At 43.4% G+C, this 18,661-nt stretch carries 9 protein-coding genes; all 9 read left to right on the plus strand.

The features are described from left to right. Positions 1–118: 118 nt before the first annotated feature. The 9 genes from NIASO_RS19530 to NIASO_RS00945 all read left to right on the plus strand — a co-directional run bounded on the left by NIASO_RS19530 (position 119) and on the right by NIASO_RS00945 (position 18,532). The gene (locus NIASO_RS19530; RefSeq protein ID WP_008581829.1) at positions 119–2,767 is read left to right on the plus strand and encodes an ATP-binding protein; all 2,649 of its coding nucleotides are present in this window, start codon (positions 119–121) and stop codon (positions 2,765–2,767) included. Between the two features lie 544 nt (positions 2,768–3,311). Continuing rightward, positions 3,312–6,968, plus strand: coding sequence for a type I polyketide synthase (locus tag NIASO_RS00910; protein ID WP_008581827.1), 3,657 nt, complete (start codon positions 3,312–3,314; stop codon positions 6,966–6,968). Between the two features lie 26 nt (positions 6,969–6,994). Then, on the plus strand, positions 6,995–11,011 hold the full coding sequence (locus NIASO_RS00915; RefSeq protein ID WP_008581825.1) for a non-ribosomal peptide synthetase: 4,017 nt from the start codon (positions 6,995–6,997) through the stop codon (positions 11,009–11,011). A gap of 115 nt (positions 11,012–11,126) precedes the next feature. After that, positions 11,127–12,455, plus strand: coding sequence for a UDP-glucose dehydrogenase family protein (locus NIASO_RS00920; protein ID WP_008581824.1), 1,329 nt, complete (start codon positions 11,127–11,129; stop codon positions 12,453–12,455). Between the two features lie 199 nt (positions 12,456–12,654). Beyond that, positions 12,655–13,041 carry a response regulator gene (locus NIASO_RS00925; RefSeq protein WP_008581823.1) on the plus strand — a complete coding sequence of 129 codons (387 nt, stop codon included), beginning with the start codon at positions 12,655–12,657 and terminating at the stop codon, positions 13,039–13,041. After that, positions 12,998–14,104 (plus strand): sugar transferase, encoded by a 1,107-nt coding sequence (locus NIASO_RS00930; RefSeq protein WP_008581821.1) that lies wholly within the window; start codon positions 12,998–13,000, stop codon positions 14,102–14,104. The genes NIASO_RS00925 and NIASO_RS00930 overlap by 44 nt, the downstream gene beginning before the upstream one ends. A 27-nt stretch (positions 14,105–14,131) precedes the next feature. Further along, complete coding sequence (locus tag NIASO_RS00935; protein ID WP_008581818.1) at positions 14,132–14,839, plus strand: TolC family protein; 708 nt, start codon at positions 14,132–14,134, stop codon at positions 14,837–14,839. A gap of 19 nt (positions 14,840–14,858) precedes the next feature. After that, positions 14,859–17,084, plus strand: coding sequence for a Wzz/FepE/Etk N-terminal domain-containing protein (locus NIASO_RS00940; protein WP_008581816.1), 2,226 nt, complete (start codon positions 14,859–14,861; stop codon positions 17,082–17,084). 5 nt (positions 17,085–17,089) lie between these two features. After that, on the plus strand, positions 17,090–18,532 hold the full coding sequence (locus NIASO_RS00945; protein ID WP_008581814.1) for an O-antigen ligase family protein: 1,443 nt from the start codon (positions 17,090–17,092) through the stop codon (positions 18,530–18,532). Positions 18,533–18,661: the final 129 nt, after the last annotated feature.

Below are 18,661 nucleotides of genomic sequence, written 5' to 3' on the forward strand. Positions count from 1 at the left end.
CTTTGTAGTATCTTGTACCCTGTTTTTGTGTTTGAGAATTTTTAAGCCCCAAAACTTACCGCAAATTTCGATTCCCGTTGTGCAATTGGATTTTTTTTAATGTTAACTTGGGGTCATTATGATCATACCGTTTTTAAAGAAGGCGTCTGAGAGAAATATCATTATTGTTTCTCTTGGTTTAAGTATGATCATACTGGTAGGATTGGGTATTTATGCAAACACCTATACTTATCGCTATAAGCGTTCCATGGAAAATACCACGGAAAAAGGCGAAATAATTGCCAAGGCAGATCAGATACATTTCGAATTTCAGGAACTGCAAAGTAATATGCGGGGGTACCTGATGGCTTCCGATTCCACCTACCTCTCCTCCTTTTATGTGGCGGAGCATATGATAAAACTGAACCTGACCCAGATCAAATCCCTTCCCTTAATGAAAGAGCAGCGAAGCGCCATTGCAGAGATCAGCGCTTTGATCGACCGGGAAATCAGTTTGGCAAAAACCATTCTTGCTGCTCATAAAGATTCTGTTAATGCGCTCGCCATTATGCAGGATAAGGGGGAGCGCTACCTGGCTTCCAATATCAAATACAAATTATCGAGCTTTATCAATGATGAGCGGGTGAGTCAAAACCAGGATATCGCCTATGAAAAAAAGCACTCCAATTTTGATAAGGTTGTCTTTGTGATAACCCTCAGTATCGTTGCGTCTGTTGTTATTCTTTTATTATTGCTTTTATATATTTTAAAAACATACCGGAGGCTGACGACCACAAAAAAGCTGTTGATGCAGTCGCAATTGCGGTTGGAAAATATTCTGGATATGTTGCCGATCGGGGTAATTATTGCCAATGCTCTGAACGGGGAATATCATGCCAACCATAAAGCAATTGATCTGTTGGACAACCGGGTGGTTTCGGACGGTTATTTGTCTGGTGACGGCGATAAAGAAAGTAAGGAAATTTTGAGCAATGAGTTAATGGATACGTTGCTCATCGCCGAATCGCTAAAAGGGGCTCATCATATGGGTGTTAACCGGCTGGTGATAAAGAATAATAACGCCGAGATGCCGTTGCGTGTAAGCGCTACCCCGCTGTATAATGACAGCAACCAGATTGAATATGCCATCTCTGTGTTTGACGATATTACTAATATAAAAAATGTAGAGAAGGAACTGATACAGGCAAAAAAACTGGTGGAACAATCATTGCGGTTAAAGGAGTCCTTTCTTACTAATATGAGCCACGAGATCCGCACCCCGATGAATGCGATACTCGGGTTTACAGAATTATTGGCCAAGAAAGACCTGGGACCCCAACAGAATGAATATGTAAAAACGATTCGCTCCTCCGGTGATAACCTTTTAAGGCTGCTGAATGACATACTGGATTTCTCAAAGCTGGAAGCGAATATGCTGGTTTTTGAGGAGCAACCCATTTCTGTTAATGATATTATTATTTCCATTTGCGACCTGCTGGCGCCAAAAGCAACCGGTAAAGGAATTTCGCTGCGTCACGAATGCGATCCGGCTGTTCCGAAAGTAGTGGTTGGGGATTCGGTGAGATTGAACCAGGTGATCACTAATATTGTGGGTAATGCGATTAAATTTACGGAAAAGGGCGGGGTGGTTATTTCATCGAAGTACACGGGCATGAAGGGAGATAAGGTCCAGGTTGAGTTTATGGTAAAAGACAGCGGAATAGGCATTGCCCCGGACAAATTAGCGGCTATTTTCAACAGGTTTGAACAGGCAGATTCCGACACCAGCCGTTTTTACGGAGGAACGGGTTTGGGGCTCAGCATTGCCAAGCATCTGATTGAATCGCAGCAGGGTTCTATCGAGGTTGCCAGTGAACTGGGAGCGGGAGCTACTTTTTCATTCGTGATTCCCTTCAAATTGTATAATGAGCCGGAAGGGCGGCTAAACGTAGAGAAGAAGCAGGTCGCTATTGACTATGACTTTATGCGTTCCGTAAAAGTATTGATGGTGGAGGATAACCTGTTTAACCGAAAGCTGATGCAGGGGATTTTTGCCGAATATGACCTTACCCTGGACATGTCGGAAAATGGCAAGGTGGCGCTGGAACGCCTGCACGATGCTGTTTATGACGTTATTCTGATGGATATTGAAATGCCGGAGATGAACGGGTACGATACCTCAAGAATCATCAGGGATGAGCTCAAACTATCTACGCCGATCATTGCGCTTACGGCACATGCCATGGCGGGGGAAAAGGAAAAATGTTTGCAGGCGGGTATGAATGATTATCTCACAAAACCCGTAAACGTAACGTTGCTTTTTGAGAAGCTCTACAATATTGTACATGCAAATGCCGGAGATCGGGTACCTGAAAAAAAGGAAGTTGCGGTGGAAGAGGCGCCGGCAATAAATAATGTGCAACAGCCACCTGTTGCAAATGGAACTATTGACCTCAGTTATCTTAAAGAAATATCCAGTGGCAACAAGGAGTTTGAGAAGGAAATGATCGGACTGCTGTTGATGGAGGTGCCCGAACAGGTAACCCAACTGCAAGAGGCATTTGCTAACCGGGATTTTCCGGCCATCAAAGTCTATACCCACAAACTGAAATCATTGGTACCCATATTAGGCGCACCCGAAACCATCCCTTTTCTTAATTCCATGGAAAAAGATGCAATTGCTGATAAGATCGATGATGAAAACGCAGCAGCTTTTGACGGTAAAATTGCATACATCAATAAATGTCTGGATGCGTTAAACCGGCTGCTTTTAGAAGAATATGCCTGAGGCTACCCAATTTCAGGTATTAAGATAATAAATGGACACATAATAATAAATCTGTATCTTTGAATCAGAAGTTCTGAAGAAATATTGGGCCAGGCCCGAAATAAGCCAGGTGATGAATGTTAGAGCAATCTATCAAGCCCTTACCTTCTCAAAATGCTTTGGTTTCGCAGTGTAGAAAATTGAGCACTATTTATTTTAAACGGGTGAAGAGTGAGGAATTGTCATGAAGAGCGCTTATTGAGGCACCGAAAGAAGGTACAAAACTGAATATTGGAGATGAGCATGCTATCAAAAATGAGGAAGAATCAAGAGTATAACCACTTCTGACCGCAGGATGATGGGTTTTCTCGGGGATATGTGTGTAAAAACCGGAACGACATATGAATCTGCTGACTTCAGCGATCTAAGCATCCGATTCCATTTTTAGGCTATTTTGTTTGGGACGATTCATTTCAACCAGTGCCTCTCCGGAGCTAATAGCTACCAGGCGCAGAAGCGGTTAATCGACGGTAAGATTTCCAGGTTTTCAAAACAACACCAAAATATGAGTAAAGAAGTATTATACAGAAAGCCCGTTACAACTACTCAAAAAAATATTGCTGCCGTTTGGTTTGATATTTTGCAAATAAAGGATATTGGATTAGATGATGTTTTTTTTGATTTAGGGGGAAGTTCCTTTTCTGCCCAAAAAGTAGTTGTTCAATTAAAAGACCAGTTTAATTATGATATTCCCGTTGCTAAATTGTATCAATTTCCTACGATCGCAGGACTTGAATCTTTTTTAAACGGGAATACAAAAACCAAGACAACCTTTTCATTAAAAAGTAAGCGCTCCGGAGGCAGCCCTGATATTGCCATTATTGGAATGGAATGCAATCTTCCCGGGGCAACGACCGTTGAAGCGTTTTGGGATTTGCTGAAAAACGGGAGAGAGGCGATTACTTTTTTCAGAGAGGATGAAGTGGATCCTTTTGTTCCTGACCGTATCAAAAATGATTCAAATTATGTAAAGGCCAGGGGCATTTTAAAAGAGGTGGAATATTTTGATGCTGATTTTTTTGGAATGAACCCCAGGTTGGTGGAACTAATGGATCCCCAACACCGGCTTTTTCTGGAAACATCGAGAAATTTATTAGAAAAGACGGGCTATTTAGCTGATAAAAAAGATTGTATTATCGGGGTGTATTCCGGTTGTAATATTAATACCTATTTTAACAATAATGTTGTTTGGCATAGAGATAAAATGGAGTTGCAGGGCGCAATACCGGTAGAATCCGTAAACGATAAGGATTATATTCCGGCCAGGGTGGCTTATCATTTAAATTTGCGGGGCCCTGCTGTGAATGTTAATTCTGCCTGTGCTACCTCCGCCGTGGCTATTGCGCAGGCCGTGGCAGGTTTGCGTGCAGGCCAATGTGAGGTGGCCATTGCCGGCGCGGCGGCTGTTACGGCCCCGGTTAACAGCGGACATTTGTATGAAGAGGGCTCTATGCTGAATATCGATGGACATACAAGGCCCTTTGATAGCGCCGGAACGGGTACCGTGTTTAGCGATGGCATTGGCGCCATATTATTAAAACCATTAGACGATGCCGAAAGGGATGGCGATATTATTTATGCGGTAATTAAAGGCGTTGGCGTCAGCAATGACGGGGGCAATAAAGCCAGCTTTTCTGCTCCAAGTATTGAAGGGCAGGCCCAGGCCATTGCCCTGGCCATACAGGATGCGCAAGTAGTACCTTCTCAGATTTCCTACATCGAAGCGCACGGAACGGCAACACCGGTGGGCGACCCCATTGAAATAGAAGGATTAAAACTTGCATTTGGTGAGCAGGAAAAGAAACAATATTGCGCCATCGGGTCTGTTAAAAGCAATATAGGGCATGCGAATCATACGGCCGGCGTGGCGGGTGTCATAAAAGTGGCACTCTCCATGCAGCATAAACAATTGCCGCCCTCAATTAATTTCGTTGAGGCAAACCCCAAAATTGATTTTGAAAACAGCCCGTTTGTTGTAAATGATAAATTGAAAGATTGGGTCGTTGATGGAAAGAGAATCGCAGGGATAAGCTCTTTTGGTGTAGGAGGCTCTAATGCGCATATCATTGTAGAAGAATATAATTCCCCTGCAGAAAAAAAACATTCGGAGCCGGATCAGGTGGTAACACCGCAGATCATTGCATGGAGCGCAAAAACAGAAAAAAGTTTAAGGGATTATTCGGAGAAACTAAGGGAATATATAGATGCTAACCCAGGTGCGGCTCTTGCTGACATTGCCTACACCCTTCAGCATACCCGGCAGGAGCTGGGGATAAGAAATGCGTTAGTGGCTAAAAACCTGGATGACCTGCGTGATCAACTAACCGATGCGACTAAGCTTTCCTCGTCGGTCAATGTTGTCAAAGAAAAAGGTGCAAATATAGTTTTCATGTTCCCGGGCCAGGGCAGTCAATACATAAATATGGGGAAGGAGTTGTATCGCACCGAACATGTTTACAGAGCTGCAATTGATGAATGTGCCGGGATATTGTTAAATGAAATGAAGGAAGATATTCGCAGGATTATTTTCCCGGAACAGGAGGATGAGCGGGCAACTGAGCATTTAAAGAATACGTATTATACACAACCGGCCATTTTTATAACCTCTTATGCTTTGGCCAGATTATATATGAGCTGGGGCATATTACCCAATGCCCTGATGGGGCATAGTGTAGGGGAGTTTGTTGCGGCACATTTGGCCGGCGTTTTTTCTTTGGCGGATGCTTTAAAAATTGTTTCAACACGCGCAAGGCTGATCAGCGGATTGCCCGGCGGCTCCATGTTATCGGTCAGGACATCGGTGGATGCTATTCAATCCTTTTTGCCCAAAAATATCTCCGTTGCGGCCATCAATGCTCCGCAGCTATGTGTATTGTCCGGAGAAAATAATGTTATTGAAGCGTTTTCCCAGGTATTGAATAAAAAGGATATTCTGAATAAACTTCTGCGGACCAGCCATGCCTTTCATTCTGAAATGATGGAACCTATAGTGCAACCGTTGGAACAGGTTGTTGAAGCTGCAGCATTAAATGTTCCCCGCATCCCCATATTATCAACGGTTACCGCCAGTTGGTTGAAAGATGAAGAGGCGCTCAGCCCGGCCTATTGGGCGGATCATTCAAGGGCGACGGTTCGTTTTTCCGGGGCAGTAAAAGCCATCGAGGAGGAATTGCAGCCGATATTCCTGGAAGTAGGGGCTGGAATTACCACCACCGTTTTAACCAAGCAACACGGCGGTGAAATAAGTAAAAGAACATTTGCATCGTTAGACACTTCAAATAAAGCGGAGGGTGAACCGGCTGCTATAAAAGGAGCATTGGCGAAATTGTGGTTGAAAGGAGTGACCATTAATTGGGAACCAATACACAACGGGTACAAGCCGACGCTATTGCACAGTGTACCAACCTATTCATTTGACCGGAAAAGGATATGGATCGACCCTTTGAGTGATGCGGTATCGGACAATAACAGACAGGTTAATAATGTAGGAACGGCCCTGCAATCTGATCCGGTGCGGCCGGTGCAAAAATCAGTTGCGGCGGCACCCGGGCGCAAGGAGGTTATCATTAAAAAGGTAGCTGAACTGATCGAATTAATTTCAGGTATTGATTTAGCCAGTGCCAATCCTCACAGTAATTTTACTGAATTGGGTTTAGATTCTTTATTGTTGACGCAAGTGGGCTCGGCATTAAAAAGGGAGTTTAAACTTCCGATTTCATTCAGGCAATTGAATGAAGATTATGATACCCTGGATAAGGTAGCCGTTTATTTTGATAGTAAACTGCCCCCTGATGCTTATGCGGAAAACGCCCTTTCTTCAGAGAAAAAGATAACGGAAGTCCCGCAGCAGTACCCTACACAACGAGTAGTTGCAGCAGGAAATTTAAAGGAGGACGGCGCTGTGGCACTAGCTGCAATTATGCAACAGCTAAATATGCTTACGCAGCAGGTGGCCAAATTAGAAGAAGGCGCCCGTTCGAAGGAAACGCCGGTGCTTTCGGATGTGAATGCTAACCGGAAAAGCGACAAGAATGAAGGCGCTATTGTTATGGATAGTACGAAACCTCCAATGGCAGGGGCCCGTTTAGGCAGAGACCGGCAAGGGAACCCGGCGTGGTTTATTGAAGATGCCGGTAATCCCGGCAATTATATTCAATTGTAAAATAAATTTAATTAGTAATAGTTATTATGGTCGTGGACAAAGTCAGTAGTGAACCAGGTTATAATCCCTTTGCAGGTAATTCAATAGAAAAAGCGCTTCCGGCAACTGAACCGCAAACGGAAATACTCGTTTCCTGCGTGATCGGTGGTGATGAGGCTAATCTTGCCTATAATCAATCCATGTCCCTATCCTTTACCGGCCCGCTCAATGAGCCTGTTTTGAGGGAATCGTTACAGGAATTATTAAACAGAAATGAAGCATTGCGTTCTTCGTTTAATGCTGATGTAACCCGGATGTTTATTTATTCCCATCAGTCCCTCGATTTGTTTTACAGAGATATAAGTTCCGACAGCAAACTTCAGCAGGATGTTACAATAGATGCGTATAACCGCAAAGATGCAGTTACTACTTTTGACTTAATTAATGGTCCGCTGATACGGTTTGCATTATTTAAAAAAGCGGAAGATCAGTTTTTACTAACCATCACCGTGCATCACGTAATTTGTGATGGGTGGACCTGGGGAATAATGTTCGAACAATTATCCTCGGTTTATAACTCAAAACTAAAAAACGAGCCCCTGTCCGACCAGCCTTTATTATTCAGTGATTATGTACAAAAAGTCCTGGCTTTTTCAGGTACAGATGAATATGCCCAAATTGAAAAATATTGGCTGGACGAGTATAAAAATAATATTCCTTTTTTTGAAGTACAGCCTGATTTTCCCCGTCCGTCATTAAGGACCTATAAGAGTAATGGATATAATTACACTTTATCAGATGATCTGGCGGAAGCAGTAAAGAAAACCGGGGCAAAATACGGATGCAGCTTTGTAAACACACTGATGTCTGTATTTGAAATATTGCTGTATAAATATACCGGCAATAATGATATTGTGATCGGGCTGCCAACAACAGGGCAAACGGCAACCGAAATGCATTATCTGGTTGGCCATTGTGTAAACTTTCTTGCTTTAAGAAGCCACCCCGATGATGCCCTTTCATTTGTTGAATACTTAAAATTAAGGAAGTCCAAGACCCTGATGGATTACGAGCATCAGCAGTTTACCTACGGGGCCTTGTTAAAGAAGCTAAATATTAAAAGAGATGCGGCGCGCATACCGTTAACCCCTGTATCGTTCAATGTTTCCTTCGGTATAAATATGCATGTTGCCTTTGACGCTGTTGACTTTGAAATAATTTATAATCCGCGGGTAAGTGAAACCTTTGAACTGACGCTGAACGTTACGGAAGGCAGGAATGGGTATGTTTTTCGCTGGGCATATAATGCGCAGTTGTATGAAGAGGCCACTATCAGGGGATTGATGCAAAAGTACCTGCAACTACTGCAACAAATAGTAGAAGACCCTGAGCGCAAGATCGGGGATCTATACATAGACAACCAGCCGGCGCAAAAGCCCGATAAATGCGATAATACTTACCAGGAATTGCCTGATAAAACGGTCGCCGGATTATTTGAAGAAATGGTGCGTCAATATCCGGATAATAGTGCATTAGGATTTGGGGGCGAAACTCTTACCTACAGGCAACTGAATGAGCTCGCTAACCGGGAAGCTAATTTTTTATTGGCAAGGGGGCTTAAAAAAGGAGATATAGTTGGCCTTGTGCTGGAGCGGGCGCCGCAGGTAATTATATCAATGCTGGCAGTGCTTAAGTGCGGAGGCGCATACCTGCCTATTGATCCCGGGTTTCCCGAAGACCGGATCAACTTTATGTTGGAAGATTCGGAGGCCCGCTTTGTTTTAGTAAATAATACTTTTTCAGGTAAATTAAATCCGGCGGCCTCCCTGATTGTTATTGAAAATATAAAGCAGGAGCTGCTACAGGCCGCCACTGCCGTTACCAATATTCCCGTTTCGGGAGGAGATCTTGCTTATCTGCTTTATACCTCGGGCTCTACAGGAAAACCCAAAGGGGTGATGGTCTCGCACAAAAACCTGCTGAACTTTCTCCTGAGCATGAAAGATATCTTCAGAACCGGTATTCATACAAAGCTGCTTTCCGTTACCACAATATCCTTTGATATAGCCGGGCTGGAAATATATTTACCATTGATTTCCGGGGGGCAATTGGTGCTGGCGGATAAGAATACTGCAAAAGATAGTAAAGCCTTAATAGAATTGTTGAAAACCGGACGGATCGGAATGATGCAGGCTACCCCTGCAACGTATAAACTAATGCTGCAGGAAGAGTGGCCCGGCAACCGGTCGCTGACGCTGTTGTGTGGCGGAGAGGCCCTGTCGAAAAAAGTAGCGGAGGCTTTGCTGCAGAAGTGTGACCGTTTGTTCAATATGTATGGCCCCACGGAAACGACCATTTGGTCTACCGTGAAAGAAATAAGCGCATCGGATAAATTGATAACGATAGGCCGGCCTATACAGAATACAAGCGTTTACGTCCTTGATGAAGATCATAATGTATTACCGCCCGGTACAGAAGGCGAGATTTTCATTGGGGGCGATGGGGTAGCTTTAGGTTATTATAAACGCCCCGGGCTTACAGCAGAGCGTTTCATCCCCGATTTATTTTCGGATAAGAAAGGTGCAAAACTTTATAAGACGGGTGATCTGGGCAAGTATTTGCCTAATGGGGAATTAGTGTGTTTGGGTAGAAGCGATAACCAGGCCAAGATAAGAGGCTTCCGGATTGAACTGGAGGAAATAGAGCATTATATCTCAAAAATAGAGGGAATAAAAGATGCAGTGGTGAAAGTAGAGGACGCAGATGGGTTAGATCCCCGGCTGATCGGATACGTGGTCCTCTCCGATACGGCTGCATTGAACGGAGCGGCCGTAACGAGAGATGAAATTATAAAATGGCGGAGGGAATTGGGCCGGACGCTCCCTGATTATATGATACCTAATGGCTGGGTAAAGCTTAAAGAATTCCCGCTGACGCCTAATAAAAAGGTAGACCGGAAGGCGTTGAAGTATAAAACGGCGGAAGACGAGATACAAAAAGAGCCCCTAGCCCCGTCAGAAGAACTGGCTGTATTAATAGTGGGTATAACAAATATATGGGAAGAAGGAATTGGCGTAAAAGGAATAGAACCCAATGACAATTTTTTTGAATTGGGCGGCAATTCAATGATTGCTATTAAGGTGATGGCGGAAATTGAAAAACAAACAGGTGCTAAACTGCCAATCGCTACTTTATTTGAAAGTCCTACAATAAAATCCCTGGCAGAAATAATTGATACCAACAAAAATTTTAACCATTCAAGAGTGGTAATTCCCATTAAACCCACCGGGGAAAAGCACCCGATATTTTTGGTGCACGCGGGGGGGCTTAATATAATGCTGTATAAGTCATTGAGCCAGTATTTTGATGAGAACCAACCTTTATATGGACTGCAGGGCCTGGGTATAGATGGCGATGTATCGCACTTGAAAAGTATGGAGAGCATAGCGCAACGGTATTTGTCGGAAGTCTTGGAGCATGACCCAACGGGGCCTTATATTATTATGGGGTATTCCTTTGGAGGGGTCATTGCGTTTGAAATGGCAAAACAGCTATTGGCTATGGGAAAAAAGGTTAAAATGCTGGGTATCCTGGACACCAATATTTTCAGAGAAATTAAATATAGTAATAAGGCGCAATTATATGCTGTAAAAGCCTTGAGGCAATTCCCCAAAATTGCATTTTACATCAAACAGTTGATAATTACGCCGCGCGATTTTTTCAAATATCAAGGGATATATCTTAAGAAAAAATTTAACAAAGAATATGTTGACCCTGAATTTGTAAAGTTAGAAATATATGACTATGATGAAAAGGTTGTGCAGGCCTACTACCGGGCAAATCAAAATTATGAGTTTAAACCGATAGATATTAAGATAGATTTGTTTAGAACCGAGGAGAAACTGCCCTATTTCAATGTAGATTCCAAATACTTCAGTTGGAGGAAATATGCGCTGAAAGGCGTTAAACGGCATGTTGTTCCGGGAACCCACGCAACCTGTATGTTACCTCCAAACAATGAAATGTTAGCTAAAAAAATTCAGGCGGTGGTAGATAATAAATAAGTTTATAATATTTTGTTCATATCTTGCATAGCTATCAAATTCAATGCGTTTGATTGGAACCAAGCTGAAGGAGAAATAGAAGCAATTATCAAAAAACAAACCTCTTAATAAAAATATGAAAATTGCAGTTGTAGGAACCGGTTATGTAGGATTGGTTACCGGTACCTGTTTTGCTGAAACAGGAAATCATGTTACGTGCGTGGATATTGATATGAACAAAATTGAAGCTTTACGAAAAGGAGTTACACCCATTTATGAACCGGGACTGGAAGTACTGCTGACCCGGAATATTAAAGAGGAACGCATTTCGTTTACTGATGATTTAAAAGAAGCGGTTAAGGAAGCAGTTGTTATTTTCCTGGCGCTGCCTACCCCTTCAGACCAAGATGGTTCTGCTGATCTGAAATATGTATTGCAGGTAGCGGAAGAGCTTTCCGGCATGATCACTTCCTACAAGGTAATTGTAAATAAGAGCACTGTTCCTGTTGGAACATGTGAAAAAGTAACGGCAGCCCTTAGCAAAAAATTGTCAAAAGATCTTTTTGATGTGGTATCCAATCCTGAATTTTTAAGGGAAGGCGTTGCCGTTGAGGATTTCCTGAAACCTGAAAGAGTGGTTGTAGGCAGCAGTTCGGAGAAAGCGTCTAAAATAATGGGGGAACTTTATAGCCCTTTTGTACGCCAGGGAAACCCCATTTACTTTATGGATGCAAGAAGCGCGGAAATGACAAAATACGCTGCCAATTCCTTTTTGGCTATGAAAATTTCGTTTATGAATGAAATGGCAAATCTTTGTGAAAAAGCGGGGGCAAATGTAGATTGGGTAAGAATAGGCATGGGTAGCGACCAGCGCATTGGGAAACGCTTTCTTTTCCCCGGTATCGGGTATGGGGGGAGTTGTTTCCCAAAAGATGTACTTGCCTTAAATCTCACGGCAAAGGAGTATGATTATGATTTCAAATTATTGCGGTCGGTTCTGGAGGTAAATAAAATACAAAAAAAGCTAATTGTTGACAAGATCAGGAACCATTATAAAAATAATCTTTCAGGGAAGCATTTCGCGTTATGGGGGCTGGCCTTTAAACCGGAAACGGATGATATCCGGGATGCGCCATCATTGGATATTATTGAGGCATTGCTGGGAGCAGGGGCAACTTTGAGCGTATATGACCCGGTTGCCATGGAAAATATACGTAAAAAGTTCAGCGATCGGATCGGATATGGGATGAATCAGTATGAAGTGCTGCACAATGCCGACGGGCTTTTGATTTTGACGGAATGGAGTGAATTCCGGAATCCCGATTTTGATAAAATGAAGCGATTGCTGAAAGAGTATGCTATTTTTGACGGACGAAATGTTTATGCGCTCGAAAAGATGAGAGAGATGAACTTCCATTATGAAAGTATCGGCAGGGAGATTGTTGACCACCGATCGGTGTCATAATGGCAGATCAAAAAAGCCTCAGATGAGCTATTGAAGCTGGGAAATTAGCTCCGTAGCCGGATAACGGCGGCAGTTAAAGTATTTATCGATGAACTGCCCCCTTTCATCGAAAAGATTAAAATGTTTTTTTAATATAATGTAGTTTTATGACCGATACGAATTTTTTAAAACCGATTTCGGTTAACCTAACACGATTACGATGAAGTCTAAACATTTATTAATTGTCGATGACGAGCCAGCAATCCTCAAACTGCTTCAATTTATCTTGTCAAAAGATTATACAGTAACGCTTAAAAATAACGGCCTGGAAGCGGTGTTGTGGCTGGAAGAAGGAAATAAGCCCGACCTGATCATTCTTGACATTAATATGCCCTACTTTAATGGACAGGAGTTTTTTAAATCGCTAAAGGTAAGTGGCCTGTTCCAGGAAATTCCAGTGATCATTCTTACCGGGCACACAGACATCGATCAACTCAAAGCCGATTTACAATTCCCGGTAGCCGCCATCATTCCTAAACCATTTAACCCCTCTATACTCCAAAATGCAGTCAAATCTTTCGCTCGGTCAAGATCTGAGATATTTTAAATCTGATATTGTAGACGCAAACGAACTCGCATATATCGGAAAGAGCTATCTGGATGAGGTAGCAATACCGCTTCATAAGGATTATCATTTTGAGGTGGATGAGTTTGAGTCGTTTCGTCACTTTCAGGCTTTCCTGAAAAAATGCTCCATTCTGGAATGCCCGGGCATCATAGTATTGGAAGAGCAGGAAAATATGGATATCGACAGCGTGCTTACTGAACTCCGGGATAATCCTTTGACTTCGGGTGCCATTATCATCTTGTTGGCCTGTAAAAACAGGGATGCGGAGTATTATCAACCCCGTAAAATTAATGATATTTACATTGCCCCCTTCAAAGTAAATATGATCGCGGACCGGTTATCATTTTTGCTTCGGTTAAAGATCATTAAGTCCAATAATGAAGCACTGAAACCGGCGGATATCCCTACTTACAAGATGGCATTGGGTAAGCGCCTGCTGGATATTGCCGTTTCATCGCTGGCCCTGCTGCTCCTGTCGCCACTATTACTGATAATAGCCCTGCTGGTGAAACTTTCAGGAAAGGGGCCTATTATTTATAAAAGTAAAAGAGCCGGAACCGGATATAAGATATTTGATTTTTATAAATTCAGATCGATGTCTGCCGATGCCGACAAAAAATTACAGCAACTGAGCACAACTCATAATCAGTATGCCACTGCCGACACAAACGAGCCAAAAGCATTTGTGAAGATCCTGAATGATCCCCGGATCACAAAAATCGGTGCTTTTTTAAGAAAAACCAGCCTGGACGAGCTTCCACAATTATTTAATGTCTTAAAGGGAGATATGTCTTTAGTTGGGAACAGGCCTTTACCTTTGTATGAAGCGGAGCTATTGACGTCTGATCAATTTGCCATGCGTTTCCTGGGTCCTGCCGGGATTACGGGCCTGTGGCAGATCAGTAAAAGGGGACAGGCGGAAATGTCAAGTGAAGAACGCATCAGTCTGGACAACCATTACGCGCAATATGCATCGTTTTGGATGGACCTTAAAATCGTGTTGAAAACAATACCAGCAATGCTGCAAAAAGAGAAAGTATAATATTTATCTACAAAAAAAACGCTTATAATGAGAACTTATTGCCTTACTACCACTTTATTGTTATGTTTATTAAGTTTTATCCCCGCCAGATCCCAGGAGTCTTTGGTAGGAGATATAGATCGTGATCTTCTTACAAAATACATTGCGCTGGCCCGTCAGAATTTCCCACGGGTGAAAAGTTTCCACGCTCGTGAGGAAAAGGCCAGGAGTATGGTGACCACTGCACAGATGTCCTGGTTCGATATGTTTAATGCAGGCTATTATTACCGGCCGGAGACTAGCACAGGCAGTGGCACCACCACTGGTGGCGGTGTTACCCCTAACGGACAGTTGATCACCAGCGGTTTCCTCTTTGGTGCAACCATTAATTTGGGATCGCTGCTTTCCAAGCCTTCACTAGTTAAGGCGGCCAAGGCAGATTATAAAGCCGCAGTTGCGGACAATGCAGAGTATGATATCATGCTAGCCAACGATGTCCGGTCCAGATATTATGACTACCTTGCTGCCAGAAAGCAGTTGGTGATCCGGAACCTTTCCGCGCAAAACCTGAAAGGTATAGCAAATGACGCCCAGGCAAAATATGAAAAAGGGTCAATACCACTGGATGTTTATACCATCTCTAAAAATGCGGCTACCGAGGCAGCGGCCCAGGCATTGGGTGCAGAGGTGACTTATCTTAAAGCAAAAGATGCTTTGGAAGATCTTATTGGCGCCAAATTAGAAACTGTAAAATAGCACCAGGAAAAAAAATCAAATGAACCTCAATCTAAACCTGAAAGATTTTTTAAAATATTTATTCCGTTTTAAATGGCTGTTGATTATTGTGCCGGCCGTTTGTTTGGTCATTTCTTATTTTTTTATAAAAAAAATGCCCAAGAAGTATGTTTCTGAGGCACTAATTGCAACGGGAATCACGGGGCAATTTCAGCAATCGATAGCAACCGATCAGCAGGGGATGGATTATTTTAAAATGAGCCAGCAGTTTGGCAACCTTTTGGAATTGCTCCAGTCAAAGCGCGTGATCAATATGTTGTCTTACCAACTGATTCTGCATGATCTGAGGGACCCAAAGTCGCCGTTTTTGGAATATTCCAAGCTGATGAAGCAATTAACGCCAGCACAAAAGGATCAGGTTATTGCCGGGTATGAAAAACGTCTTTCCGAAAATGAAATTATATCTTTGGCGGATAACGACGGGCCCATCCAATTCTTTGATATTTTAAAATCGAAGGGGTATGATGAACAGAGTATTTTAAAAAACCTGAAAGTGGCCCGCAATGGCGAAAGCGATTTTATTAAGGTCTCCTATACATCTCCCAATCCTCATTTGTCCACATTTGTTGTCAATAGTCTGTCTACCGATTTTATTTCTTATTACACAGACCTTACGCTTGCAGGGCAAAAAAAATCAATGTCGATCCTTGACACGGTTCTTAAAACGAAGCAGCAAACGCTGGAAGAAAAAAGCGCTCAACTGAGCAGTTCCATATCCAGCGCTAACGCAGCTGCTTCCGGAGCGCAGATCGCACAAAGGAAATCGGATATGTCCTATCAGCGCCTTAATGAAGCAGAGGGACAAAAGGCTCAAATGCTGAGAACCATTAGTTCGATCCAGGGAGCTATAAATGATATCAATAATAAATTAAATGGCGGTGGCGGTTATCTTGAGCAGCCGCGTTCATCGTCAACAGCAAATGCAGAGATTGTAAATCTCGATAATCAATTAAATATCGCCAATCAGCGCTATATCAATAATAATTTCAGCCCGCGGGATAAAGCGACGATCGATTCGCTGCAATTGTTAAAAACGCGCCTGATCGCCTCCAGTTCCGCAGGTTCATCCACCGCTAATCCGACGGCTATCCGCCAGGGCCTTATTGATCAGAAAATGAAGCTGGAAAGTGATCTGGCTTCTGCCAAAAGCAGTATGGCAACAATAGATCAACAGCTTAACGCGTTAAAAGCAACTGCCGGGCCGTTATCAGGAGGTGTTGTGCTATCTAATGGCAATCAACAGGAAATAGTTCAGGGCGCCGACATTGCCGCCAGGGACTATGCTGATGTTCAACAGAGATATGAACAAATGATGCTTGCCGCCAAAGCCGGAGTGAAGCTTACATTGGCGGAACCGGGATTGCCGGGGACGGCGGAACCTTCAAAGGGCCTGCAGCTTTTGGCGTTGTCGGGCATTTCAAGTGTATTGGTTTGCCTGCTATTGCTTTTGGTAACGTTTATGCTGAACAACACCCTGAATACACCCGAGCAACTGGAAGCGGGCATGCACCAGAAAGTGCTGGGGTTTCTAAATTATATTCCGGAAGAAGACAAAGATCTCCGAACCATATGGAAAGACAAGGGGACTGTACCCAGCTATTCGGCCTATAAAGATCTGTTACGGTTGCTCCGGTTTGAACTGACGGAACGGCTCAGGGATGATAGGAACGTACTGGGGATCACAAGTGTACTGCCGGGCGAAGGAAAGACCTTCCTGGCTGGCAGTCTTTGTTACGCTTTTGCAATGACCGGAAAAAATGTTTTGTTAATAAGTGATGGGAACGAGTCTTTAATGGATCTTGTTTCCAATAAAAAAAGTAAACGGGAGTCTTCCCAGGGGTTTGAGTCTTTCATTGTTAAAAAGGAGATTGAAGTGGAAGACCGGATCACTATCTTAAACAAAAACCCTTCAACCACTTCGCTACTTGAGTTGAGAGACAGTCAGAGCCTTCAGGCTGGGTTTCAGGTGTTGAAAGAAACATTTGACGTGGTAGTGGTGGATATTGGCAGTGCACAGGATATACACAGTATTAGAGAATGGCTGATGTTTTGTGATCATAACCTGGCTGTTTATGAGGCCGGGCAAAAATTAACAGACCAGCACCGGGAAGTGAGTCGCTTTCTATCTGCTCAGCCCGGATTTATTGGATGGGTGCTTAATAAAGTACAATTAAAACCTAACCATCGCATTGCAGCAAAAGTATAGATTGGATGATGTTGCGGCCGCTCAAAACCATAAAATTATCAAAAAAGGGATACGCATTTATCGCGCTGGGGGTGGTGGTGGCTGTTCTGTCTTGTGTATGGAGCATAAAATCACAAAACCCTGCGTTTTTCTTTGCCCCGGTGCTGGTGCTGGTTAGTTTTGCTTTTTTGGTGGCCCTGTTCAGAGAGCCTATGGTCGGACTGATCGCAACGATCGCTTATTGTTTTCTGCTCGGGATCCCCGCAAGGGAAATAGGGGGCGTATCTTATGGCATGGGCATTGAATTGCTGCTATTGCTGACGTTGCTTTCGGTATGGTACCATGCCCCGCGCTATAATTTTTCCGGTTTAAGAAGTGAGTTGATGGCACTGATGCTTATATGGTTTATCATAAGTGTGCTGGAAGTCATGAACCCTTCCGGCGCCAGCGTCAGAGGATGGCTGCAGGAAATCAGAGGTGCGGCCTTATACCCGCTGTTGATAACCGGGTTGGGGACAATTTTATTGACAAAGAAAAAATACGTTACTGTTTTTGTGGGGTTAATCGTCACTCTTTCTGTTATAGCGGCCCTGAACGGAGTGAAACAAAAACAGATCGGCCCATCGCGTGGGGAACAGGCTTTTCTGGACAATGGAGGAGCCGTCACACATATACTGGGCGGCCAGTTACGGGTATTTTCCTTTTACCAGGATGCTGGACAGTTTGGAGCTTCAATGGCTGTATTTGTTATTATTGCATTGGTGCTGGCTGTTGGAATAAAACAATTTAGAAAACGATTATACTATTTCCTTTGCGTGCCCCTGTTTGGTTATGCGATGCTGATTTCCGGAACGCGGGGATCGTTTTTTGCGTTGGTTGCTGCGGCAGCATTTGCGCTGTTGCTTACAAAAAATTTTAAAGCGCTGCTGATTGGCAGTATTTTATTAGGTGGATTTGTGGGTTTCCTTAAGTTTACGACTATCGGGAATGCCAATTATGGTATTTACCGGCTACGTACCGCTGTAGACCCGCAGGATGCTTCACTGAATTTACGATTCTTTAATCAGCAAAGATTAGCGCAGTACCTTCAGAGCAGACCTTTGGGGGGAGGGCTGGGGGTAATTGGTGCTTTTGGGCATGAATACAATCAGGGACAATTTCTTGCTACAATTGAGCCAGACAGCTATTGGGTAAAGGTTTGGGCTATGTATGGTATTGTGGGCTTTACCCTGTGGTTTTGCATCATTATGTACCTTTTAGGAAAATGTTGTGGCATTATCTGGAAGGCGCGCGACCCTGATCTTAAAGTGAAACTGATTGCACTGGGGGCGGGGATAGCCGGAGTATTTTTATGCAGTTATGGCAATGAGGTAATTAATAATATGCCCTCTTCAATTATGGTGAACCTTTCATTTGCCATTATCTTCAATTCACCGCGGATGAGCGATGAAAAAACAACGCTCCATTGATTCACATGCTTAAATAAAAAATTTTAAAAATGCCGTTCCTGATTTTTGCAATTCCGGGCTTGTTGTGCTTCCTTTGGGGATTAAAGAGGGGGTATAAGAAGCCGTAATCCCATCTGGGACTACCACGGT

Source organism: Niabella soli DSM 19437 (assembly GCF_000243115.2).
Classification (GTDB): domain Bacteria; phylum Bacteroidota; class Bacteroidia; order Chitinophagales; family Chitinophagaceae; genus Niabella; species Niabella soli.